The organism is Mesorhizobium sp. M1E.F.Ca.ET.041.01.1.1, assembly GCF_003997355.1.
Classification (GTDB): Bacteria; Pseudomonadota; Alphaproteobacteria; order Rhizobiales; family Rhizobiaceae; genus Mesorhizobium.
Window position 1 is genome coordinate 1 of the sequence record NZ_RZSL01000208.1, and the last position, 9,570, is coordinate 9,570.

At 59.1% G+C, this 9,570-nt stretch carries 10 protein-coding genes and 1 pseudogene; 5 read left to right on the plus strand and 6 right to left on the minus strand.

Annotation, left to right across the window (positions count from 1 at the left end):
- From EOA38_RS18055 to EOA38_RS18065, 3 genes are all read left to right on the plus strand, one after another.
- A partial coding sequence (locus EOA38_RS18055) for an ATP-binding cassette domain-containing protein (protein ID WP_127299854.1) occupies nucleotides 1-474 on the plus strand: 474 nt, incomplete at its 5' end.
- A 163-nt stretch (nucleotides 475-637) separates the two neighbouring features.
- On the plus strand, nucleotides 638-1,081 hold the full coding sequence (locus tag EOA38_RS18060; protein ID WP_126094490.1) for a hypothetical protein: 444 nt from the start codon (nucleotides 638-640) through the stop codon (nucleotides 1,079-1,081).
- A 326-nt stretch (nucleotides 1,082-1,407) separates the two neighbouring features.
- Complete coding sequence (locus EOA38_RS18065) at nucleotides 1,408-1,821, plus strand: DOPA 4,5-dioxygenase family protein (protein ID WP_126094489.1); 414 nt, start codon at nucleotides 1,408-1,410, stop codon at nucleotides 1,819-1,821.
- Between the two features lie 71 nt (nucleotides 1,822-1,892).
- Here the strand turns inward: EOA38_RS18065 and EOA38_RS18070 are convergent, their stop codons facing one another.
- Complete coding sequence (locus EOA38_RS18070; protein WP_126094488.1) at nucleotides 1,893-3,251, minus strand: hypothetical protein; 1,359 nt, start codon at nucleotides 3,249-3,251, stop codon at nucleotides 1,893-1,895.
- Nucleotides 3,252-3,447: 196 nt separating this feature from the next.
- Between EOA38_RS18070 and EOA38_RS18075 the strand changes: the two genes are divergently transcribed.
- Entirely contained in the window at nucleotides 3,448-4,158 is a 711-nt protein-coding gene (locus EOA38_RS18075; protein ID WP_127299855.1) for a hypothetical protein, read from the plus strand.
- Nucleotides 4,134-4,988, plus strand: a complete 855-nt coding sequence (locus tag EOA38_RS18080) for a hypothetical protein (protein WP_127299856.1) — start codon at nucleotides 4,134-4,136, stop codon at nucleotides 4,986-4,988. The genes EOA38_RS18075 and EOA38_RS18080 overlap by 25 nt, the downstream gene beginning before the upstream one ends.
- Before the next feature lie 99 nt (nucleotides 4,989-5,087).
- Here the strand turns inward: EOA38_RS18080 and EOA38_RS18085 are convergent, their stop codons facing one another.
- The 5 genes and pseudogenes from EOA38_RS18085 to EOA38_RS18105 form a co-directional block, all read right to left on the minus strand.
- On the minus strand, nucleotides 5,088-5,864 hold the full coding sequence (locus tag EOA38_RS18085) for a hypothetical protein (protein ID WP_126094486.1): 777 nt from the start codon (nucleotides 5,862-5,864) through the stop codon (nucleotides 5,088-5,090).
- 480 nt (nucleotides 5,865-6,344) lie between these two features.
- Nucleotides 6,345-6,590 carry a MoaD/ThiS family protein gene (locus EOA38_RS18090; RefSeq protein WP_126094485.1) on the minus strand — a complete coding sequence of 82 codons (246 nt, stop codon included), beginning with the start codon at nucleotides 6,588-6,590 and terminating at the stop codon, nucleotides 6,345-6,347.
- Between the two features lie 54 nt (nucleotides 6,591-6,644).
- Nucleotides 6,645-8,909, minus strand: coding sequence for a xanthine dehydrogenase family protein molybdopterin-binding subunit (locus tag EOA38_RS18095; protein ID WP_126094484.1), 2,265 nt, complete (start codon nucleotides 8,907-8,909; stop codon nucleotides 6,645-6,647).
- Between the two features lies 1 nt (nucleotide 8,910).
- Nucleotides 8,911-9,387 carry a (2Fe-2S)-binding protein gene (locus EOA38_RS18100; RefSeq protein ID WP_127299857.1) on the minus strand — a complete coding sequence of 159 codons (477 nt, stop codon included), beginning with the start codon at nucleotides 9,385-9,387 and terminating at the stop codon, nucleotides 8,911-8,913.
- Nucleotides 9,387-9,570, minus strand: a pseudogene (locus EOA38_RS18105) (xanthine dehydrogenase family protein subunit M); the annotation flags it as partial. The gene EOA38_RS18100 and the pseudogene EOA38_RS18105, both read right to left, overlap by 1 nt.

The following is a 9,570-nucleotide window of genomic DNA, read 5'->3' on the forward strand; positions in this document are numbered from 1 at the left end:
GGCACGCTGCGCAGCGCCGTCGCCTATCCCGCCGCCGCAGACAACTGGACAATCAAGGAGATCAACGCCGCCCTCGACAAGGTCGGCCTCGACTATTTGAAGGACAGGCTCAAGGAAGAGGCGCCCTGGGACCAGACGCTGTCGGGCGGCGAAAAGCAGCGCCTCGCCTTCGCGCGCCTGTTGCTGCACAGCCCCGATATCGTCGTGCTCGACGAAGCGACCTCGGCGCTCGACGAGAAGAGCCAGGATAAGATGATGCGGACAGTGGTCCGCGAGCTGCCGAAGGTCACCATCATCAGCGTGGCGCACCGTGCAGAGCTCGAAGCTTTCCACAGCCGCAAGATCACGCTGGAGCGCCGCGAGGGCGGGGCGAAGCTGGTCAGCGATGTCGATCTGATCCCGCGCAAGGCGAAGCGCAACCTCATCACGCGCGCCTTGTGGGGTTCGAGCGGACGCGGCGGCGGGCGGCGTTAGATGGGGCAGGGCGATGCCCGTTTCGTGGCGGCCGTCCGGCGGCTGATTCAGCGCCGCGTGCCTGGAACCAATGACGGTCTAGAACTGTTCAGCTATGTGTTTGATACGATGCCGACATGCCCGGGCCGGCTGGGCTGGGCGGCGATCTCGAGGAGTTCTCATCATGAAGATTTCGTCCAGGTTTCGTTCAGTCGCGGTTGCCGCCATCGCCGCCGCGTGCGTCGGCTTCGCCGGCGCCGCGCATGCCGACAGCGGCACGATCCGCTTCGCAGTCTACAAGGCGGCCTTCTTCATCGGCGGCTCCGGCGGTGAGGGCACGCTGACCTTCCACGGCCGCAACTATCCCATCTCGATCGGCGGCATTTCGGGCGGCCTCGCCTTCGGCGCCTCCAAGACCTACTTCAAGGGCAAGGTGCGCCACATTCGCCGCGCCAGCGACGTGACCGGCGTGTACGGCGCGGCGGGCGGCGGCGGCGCGCTCGGCAGAGGCGCCCAGGTGATCGTCATGACCAACGACAAGGGCGCCGAGCTCGAGCTCACCGGCAGGCAGGTGGGCCTGCAGGTTAACGCCGATCTCAGCGGCATGAGCATTGGGCTGAGGAGGTAAGGGGTCGACGGCCTCGACTGCTGAAGGACAGGATCGAGGGGCCCGTCGGGTGGCAGGGCAATCGCATATGGCGCCCCCCTCTCCGTCTCGGCTTCGCCGAGCCACCTCTCCCCCACTTTGTGGGGGCGAGGAACCCAGGCTCTCAAGGCCGCGACGTCAGCGATTAGCGTTTCCTCGCCCCCATGAAATGGGGGAGAGGTGGCCGCGCAGCGGACGGAGAGGGGGCAGCGCTGCCATATGCGATTGCCCTGCACCCCCTACAGACAAAGCGTCCGCGCTTCGGGTAAGCTTCTGCCGGGCGCTATGTCATCGAAGGGGGGATTGAGGTGAACGAAGTCAGTCCAAGGCCGATCGCGGAGATTGCCAGCTATCACGCCCATATCTACTATGACGGGCCGGCCGAGCGGCAGCAGGCCGAATGGCTGCGCCTGCGCATCGGCGAACGTTTCCGCGTGCGCCTGGGCAACTGGCGCGACGAGCCGGTCGGCCCGCATCAGCAGGCGATGTACCAGGTCTCGTTCGCCAACGAGATCTTCGCGACGCTGGTTCCGTGGCTGATGCTGAACCACGGCGGCCTGAGCATCCTCATCCACCCGAACACCACCAACCCCAAGCGCGACCACCTGGTCGACCCGATCTGGATAGGCCGCCCGCTGGCGGTGAAGGGCGATGTGCTTGGCGAGGAGGACGAGGCGGAGGAGGCGCTGGAGGTGAATACGGAGCCGACGCTGGGGGCTTAGGGGGCGGCGAAGGCTCTTCGCAGGTGTTGGTTGAGCAGCGATTGCGGGATGGTACGATCCTTTGGCGGTGGCTAAATCTCTCGCCAAATGGCGCGCCGTGCCTGCCACTTGATATATTCCAAGGGCGTCACTCCTTGTGCGCCGGTCATGAGGCGGACTGCTAACCGCTCATACTCGTCGCCCGCCTGCGCCTTAGCAATATCAAACTGGCCTTCGTGTGCGATTGAATTCCTGACTGCGTAGACGGCGCGAACCATATCCCACAGGGCGATAGCTTCGGTGGCCGATTGGGCACTGGTGCTTGTAGAACCCCCTATGTACAACGTTTTTTGGACGCCCTCTTCAACGTAGTTCCCAAACATTTCATAGGTGCCACCCGCTAGGATGTATTCGTAAACCCTGCCATGTTTGCTGTTCGTGGTTTCGGCTTTTCCGTTCGCCTTCAGAATTGGCGATCCATCTGGGTGATGGACTGGTTTGCCGCCTGGAATGCTATGTTCCGCGACAAGTTCCATCACTGACCAAAAGCGCAAAACCGCAAATCCGTATTCGGGTTCTGCGGTAGCATCCGCATAGGTGGCGACAATCAGTCGAGAAAATGGACTCGTCTCCAGTCTTGGGAGCAATCTCTCTATCAAATTGCCAGTTTCAACTGGATTGAAGTCAACAGCAAAATTGCCCCTGTAGCCGGGAAAAACGAACTCATGCCACCACCGATTCGTATCATACTGAGCAACCACATAGGCGAACGCTCTAGGCTTTTGCCCTCGGTCTATACCCAGTATGCTGAAGACACGTTGAGCGTGCTGCGCGCAGTATTTGAACGCTGCGTCGACGTTGTCGGCGACCACTTGTTCGTATGAGATAACGAATATCGGAGTTGACGCCTGAAATGATTGTTCGGTGGTCTCAATAAAGGGTAGCGGCTCAGATCCGTCGCTTTCGAGGAAGCCGTTTACAATCTCCCACATGTCGCGATGTGAAAGTCCAACTCCAAGCGGAAATATGGAAAAGCCCTCTAGCTGTTGGGATTGGTGAATCAGGCAACCGACACCGAATACGCGGACCAGGAAACGTAGTCCTTCATCCGATTCTTCCAGAGGGCTAACGATATGTGGCTTTCGAGCGAGCAAAGACCGCCGGAAAATTATGGCCTCTGCCCGCTTTGCGATTGTTTCTGGAGAAGCAGGGATTTCAATTGCAGACCGTATTTGAAAAATAACGGTAGGGGGGAAGGTAACGCTAAATTGTTGGGGGTCGACGTCTTCCCCATCGCCGTCAACCGAAAGGGTTACCCTCGCGATGCGATAGAGGCCTGGCGTCATACCTGCGGAAAGGTTCTGTTCTATTTCGAGAGATTGCTCAACTATTCTCGGTGTAGATCCAAAACCGAAGGCAAACTGGTCGCGCAGGCGATCGAGGCGAAGCATGTCTACACTAACGTTTCTCACTCTTGAAAGGTTAACGTTGGAAGAAACAGTGAACCTACAGGAAAATAGGTCTCCTAACACGTAGGAATGAGCACTTAGGATCACTAGAGTCGATTGGGCCGGAATCATATTCTTTCCTGTCTCACCTTAGTTGAGCGGTTCTCCGCAGTGTGATCGGCAGTATTGGAGTAAGGGAATGGGGAGAAAGCCTCGCGTTGATAAAGCCAGCGAATATGAGTTCGCCACTATTTGCGCAAATGCTGGCGTGTATCCACAGGTCGTCAACGAGGATGAGACAGGCTGGGACTGCCTCGTTGAATTTCCGCCGGACCCAAACTTCGTGCCGGCGGAGGCACAACCAGCTGGTCTTTCTGCATATGCACAAATAAAATCGACGATTGGTCGCTATCGCAGCACGTCAATCACCTTGTCGAACGCTCGCCGAATGGCCCAACAGGGCCATCCTTGGTTCATCGTTCTTTTCCATCGACCTGCGTCGGGTGAACGACGAATATATGCGCGTCACATTTGGGGCGATCTGATAACGGAAAGCTTGAAGGCGATACGCCTGGCAGATCTAGCGGGCGAAAAGCTTCACAAAAGAACGCTCGCGATTTCATTCGATGGTAGCGACGACCATACCGAAGACCTGGTCCAATGGATTGAGCAGACGATCATAGCGGTCGGTGTCGACTATCAAAGTAAGAAGCTAAACATCTTTCGGTCAGTTGGATATGAGGAAGGTCACGCTTCAATTAAATTCAGTTTCCAAGTTGAAAACGCGGACGAAGTTGCCAAAGTTTTTCTGGGTATTGGTGAGGTGCAAATACAAAATTTCGAGTTTGTTCCGAAGCGGTTTGGACTGCAGACAAACGTGGCCAATTGCTCGCCGGCACCGCGACCCTAACGGCATCGCCCGCAACTTGGTATAGTTGCCAGATCAGAATTCGGGCAAAGAATAAAGACACCCCGATTGTGATACCGGGGAAGGCGGCGTTTACGACCTTTCCGAGAGGTTATGCACGCTTCAGCTCTGAGTTCTTGGACCTAGTTTGGTCAACCAGCGACAACGGCGTTCAATTCAACAGCAAAATCACAATCGAAGAGCGCCGAAGTTTAGGTGCGTTGGTGGCGCACGTCCGATTATTGACGCTTGTCACAAGCAGTGACACGGACATGCAAATTTGGGCCGGGGGCAGGCGCATCTACGGAGGTCGAGCGCGAAAAGCTGCGGACGGTCGCTGGCACCAGCTCTACCCGGTTCTGGAGTTCCTTCGTTCGCTCTCCACGGACGATGTTGAACTCTCAATTGCAGATGTGGTGCGAGCTTCGGCAGAGTTGGGCCGCTTTCAAGAGATTGCTGCCGTCAGAGGAGTAGCCTGCACTCTTGAATTTACCGATGTTGAGAGGGTTCCAGTAGGCGCGGAACGGCTGCTCTATTCCGCGCAGGTGACAGTGGGTTCAGCGACTTTTTTCGCGATTGTGGAGCGGCCGGTGATCCGTGAGGATGCGACAGGTCCGCAAAAACACTTTGCACTTGGCGACCCTCGAATCATCGAAAGCTACGCTGCAACGGGCGACGGTCTTGAGCAGCAGTTTCAGGCTGACTTCGAACGGGAGATCAACCAAAGCTTTCTTACATTGGGTGTGGCCGATATACGGCCCGCATTTGAAGGACACGAGATACGCATCTACGGGTCGCCTGGTTTTGATCGCCTCGATGCGATCAATTCCTAGGCAACTATGAATCTCCAACTGCACCGGCGCGCCAAAGTCGCAACTGATGAAGAAGAGCGCACTTTCGACCGCGCTAAACAGCGCGGCAACCATCATATGTTATTTGCTATCGATTTCACGGTGCTCAAATGATCGACCTGTGACCTGGTCGGTATTCTGATTTGTCCACCAAAATTGAAAAAAGTCATTGCGTGCGTTAAGCTTTTCCAGGATAGCAACTTCTTTTGTTTCTTCCTCGTTGTAAGGAGCCGCCAACCCATCGAGCGTCCCAGTATCACCCAAAATAACATATTCAAAGCGTTTGAGATCTGCCTTTTCGATCTCAATGTTTGACCCGGAAATGAGAAGTTTGGCGGATGGTCGAACGCCGACTCGCACAATTTCGGGTCCTACCACTTCATAGTAGGCTGGGTTTGTGCCAACGTTCGGATGAAAGTATAGATGGTTAGGTGCTACTACTGCGCATTGCAAGTCGAAGCCAATAGTAGCTACTCTGTCCGTCGTGCTTCCTCGATAGACTTTTAGAGACAGGACCTTCTCTCTAGTACTGCTCGATGTCGTCTGAAAATTGATGAATTCATCGGAGGACATCGCTATCCGGCGAAGGTCTTGCTCGTTATTTATATTGGTCAAGGGCGTGAAATAGCCATAAGCGACGTTGAGCAGATTGCGCGTGCCTGCTAAATTCCATTGTGATGACCAAAGTTCGTTGGTCCTCCTGATGTTCGCAGCCGCGGCCCGATTAGTGTGATGATATAGTCTAAGCGCGAAATCGCCGTCTGGTGTCCGTCGACAGAGCCCTGTCGCCAAGCTTGCAAGTCTTTTCGGCCCATCAAACGTACACCGATAGAGTTGGGCTCCGTCTTCGTAGTTCAAAACTCGATCCTCAGACCGGACTCTCACCAAGAGCCTTGCAAAATTGGAAGCGCGAGGTGGGCCAATGTCCAAGCTGAAATCGGCAATATGCCGATCATCCTCGACGTTAAACGCGATGAGCGGTGGCGAGAAAAAGCTTGGCAAGAAAAACCGAAGTTCACTGACCCCAATTAGTACGTCTGGGATGAGATAGGTTCTTCCTTTGCTATGAGCAAGTCGTAGTTTTATGAATCCGCTGTAGTCTCTGCGGTTGCGGTCGTCAGGCCCGATCGCAGGAGAGCTACGAACTGGTGGGCCAGCCAGATTGCTCCACGGGTGTACTGGATGTTTCAAAACGCTGATCCTTGAAATCGAATCAATATTAGTCTTGAAAGGTACCTTGCGAGGTTTGTCAAAGCCGTTTATTTAGTGAAAATGGCAAATGCATAGGTTAAGTGCGAAAGTCTGACTGTGCTACACTTTATCCGCCGCTTCCCTACATCACCCCCCCGCCAATCTCGGCAGCAGGAAAATCTCCGCCCCAGGCGGCAGCTCTTTCGACCATGTATCGCGATAGATCGTCCCGTCGATCGCGACCGCTATGCCGCGATCGATCAGGGGTTCGAAGGCGGGATACTGTTCCGAAAGTTTCCGGAACAGCTCCCTTATGTCCTTAGCCTCGATGTCGAGCTTGCTCTGGCCTCCGGCGGCGGCGCCGAGCGAGCCCCAGAGCGTGACTTCGACCATTAGCCTCAGATCCTCATTGGACCGTAGCTGAAAATCGCTTCGCGTTTTTCAGCATCAGCCTTCCCGTTCGGCCTCGAGCGCCGCCAGGATGCGCGGCGGCGACATCGGGATGTGCGTCATGCGCACGCCGACAGCGTTCGACACCGCATTGGCGATCGCCGCCAGCGGCGGCACGATCGAGGTCTCGCCGACGCCGCGCACCCCGTAGGGGTGGTTGGGGTTGGGAATCTCCAGGATCTGCGTGTCGATCATCGGCAGGTCGGAGCACACCGGGATGCGGTAGTCGAGGAAGCCGGGGTTCTGCAGCCGCCCGTCCTTGCCGTAGATATACTCCTCGTTGAGCGCCCAGCCGATGCCTTGCGCGGCACCGCCCTGGTACTGGCCCTCGACATAGGTCGGGTGCACCGCCTTGCCGGCGTCCTGCACCACCGTGTAGCGCAGCACCCTGGTCGAGCCGGTCTCGGGGTCGACCTCGATGTCGCAGATATGGGTGGCGAAGGACACGCCGGCGCCGTCGGCGACGAGCTCGCTGTGGCCGGCGATCGGCCCGCCGGTCTTGCCGGAGGAAGCCGCGATCTCCTTCAGCGACAGTTTTCCCAGATTACCGTGCTTCTCGCCCTTGGCGACCGCATGGCCCTTTTCCCAGGCGACGTCGTCGACCGGAATGTCCCACATCTGCGCCGCGCGCTCGCGCAGCACCTTGATGGCGTTGCGGGCGGCCGAGATGGTCGCCATCGAGGACGAGAAGGTGCCGCGGCTGCCGTCGGTCATGTCGTTGTAACCGAGGCTGGAGGTGTCGGCGACGATCGCCTTGACGTGGCTGTAGTCGATGCCGAGCTCCTCCGCCGCCACCAGCGACAGTGACGCGCGCGAGCCGCCGACGTCCACGGTGCCGACCGCGAGCGAGACCGAGCCGTCCATGCCGATGTTGAGGTCGGTGCAGGTCTGGCCGCCGAAGTTGAACCAGAAGCCGCAGGCCATGCCGCGCCCCTGGTTGAGGCCGAGCGGCGCCTTCATGTGCGGATGGTTCTTCACCGCTTCCAGCGTCGGGCCGATGCCGATCGGGCCGTAGACCGGGCCGTAGGAGGCGCGGGTGCCTTCCTGGGCCGCGTTCTTGATGCGGAAATCGACCGGATCCATGCCGATCTCCTTGGCGAGCTCGTCGACCGCGCTTTCCACCGCGAACGCCGCCATCGGCGCCGAGGGCGCGCGATAGGCCGCCGTCTTCGGCCGGTTGACCAGCACCTCGTAGCCGACGGTCTTGACGTTCTCGAGCTTGTAGCAGGCGAACGCCGTCATGGCGCCGATCTCGGCCCACATGCCGGCATAGGGGCCGCAGCTATAGCGCAGCGTCGCTTCGGCCGCAGTGATCGTGCCGTCCTTCTTCGCGCCGATCTTGACGTCGATCGAGGTGGCGCTGGTCGGACCCGAGGCGCGAAAAACCTCGTCGCGGGTCATCACCAGCTTCACCGGCCGGCCGGCCTTGCGCGACAAGGCGAGCGCCACCGGCTCGGCCCAGACATGGGTCTTACCGCCGAAGCCGCCGCCGATCTCGGAGGAGGTGACGCGCAGCTTCGAGGCTTCCATGCCGAGCAACTGGGCGCAATGCTGGCGGTAGACGAAATGCCCTTGCGTGCAGACCCACAGCTCCGCGGTGCCATCCGGGTTGACGCTCGCTACGCAGGCATGCGGCTCGATATAGCCCTGATGCGTCTGCTCGGTCTTGAAGGAGCGCTCGACGACGAAATCGGCTTGGGCGAAACCCTGATGGACGTCGCCATGGCCGTATTGCGTGCGCTTGGTGACGTTGGACGGTTTTACGGGCTTTTCCTCCAGCCCCTCGGTGAAGATGGCGTCGTTGATGAGCGGCGCGTGGTGCTTCATCGCCTCGTCGACATCGGTCACATGCGGCAGCACCTCATAGTCGACCTCGATCAGCTTCAGCGCCTGTCTCGCGGTGCGGGCGTCGATCGCGGCGACCGCGGCCACCGCATGGCCGTCATAGAGCGCCTTGGTGCGCGCCATCGAGTTGTCGAGGATGTCGTACATCGCGGCATCGCCGTCGGTGAGGTCGGGCAGGTCTTTCGCCGTGATCACCGCCTTCACGCCGGCGAGTTTTTCCGCCTTCGAGGTGTCGATCTTCCTGATGACGGCATGGGCGTGCGGGCTGCGCAGGATGCGGCCCACGAGCTGCCCGGCCATGTTGAAGTCGGCGCCGTAGCGCGCGCGTCCCGTCACCTTGTCGACGCCGTCGGGGCGGATGGGGCGCGTGCCGACCGAAGAGAAACTGCGTCCCGAATAGCGCGGATCGAAATTCATCTCAGGCTCCCTTCATCACGTTTGCCGCGTCCTGGACGGCGCGCACGATCTTGTCATAGCCGGTGCAGCGGCAGAGGTTGCCGGCCAGCCCGAAGCGGATTTCCTCCTCGGTAGGCGAGGGGTTCTTCGCCAGAAGGTCCTTGGCGGCGATCAGGAAGCCGGGGGTGCAGATGCCGCATTGCAGCGCCGCATGCTCCAGGAACTTCTGCTGCAGCGGGTGCAGTTGGTCGCCGTGCGCCATACCCTCGATGGTCTCGACCTGCCGGCCTTCCGCTTCCGCGCCGAGCACCAGGCAGGAGCACACCAGCAGGTTGTCGAGGATGACGCTGCAGGCGCCGCAGTCGCCGGTGCCGCAGCCTTCCTTGGCGCCGGTGAGCCCCAGCCGGTCGCGCAGCACTTCGAGCAGCGTCTCGTCGGGCTGGCAGAGATACTCGACGTGATCGCCATTGATTGTCGTTGAAACCGCTACACCGGCCATCATTTGCCTCCTGCACGCTCATAAGCGGTGGCGGCGACCCGTTTCGCCAGCACGCCCGCGACTTTTCGTCTGAATTCGATGGTGCCCCGCTTGTCGTCGATGGGACGGCAGGCGCCCGAGCAGACTTTTGCCAGCCGCTCCAGCGTCTGTTCGTCCGGCTTCGAACCGACGAGAACCTGCGCC

Coding starts and splice junctions, on each gene's coding strand:
- EOA38_RS18070 (WP_126094488.1), bottom strand. CDS start 3,251: ATGCTTCGCCTCGATCGCCTGCGCGACCAGTTTGCCTTCGGTTTTGGA.
- EOA38_RS18095 (WP_126094484.1), bottom strand. CDS start 8,909: ATGAATTTCGATCCGCGCTATTCGGGACGCAGTTTCTCTTCGGTCGGC.
- EOA38_RS18090 (WP_126094485.1), bottom strand. CDS start 6,590: ATGGTCGAAGTCACGCTCTGGGGCTCGCTCGGCGCCGCCGCCGGAGGC.
- EOA38_RS18060 (WP_126094490.1), top strand. CDS start 638: ATGAAGATTTCGTCCAGGTTTCGTTCAGTCGCGGTTGCCGCCATCGCC.
- EOA38_RS18100 (WP_127299857.1), bottom strand. CDS start 9,387: ATGGCCGGTGTAGCGGTTTCAACGACAATCAATGGCGATCACGTCGAG.
- EOA38_RS18075 (WP_127299855.1), top strand. CDS start 3,448: ATGGGGAGAAAGCCTCGCGTTGATAAAGCCAGCGAATATGAGTTCGCC.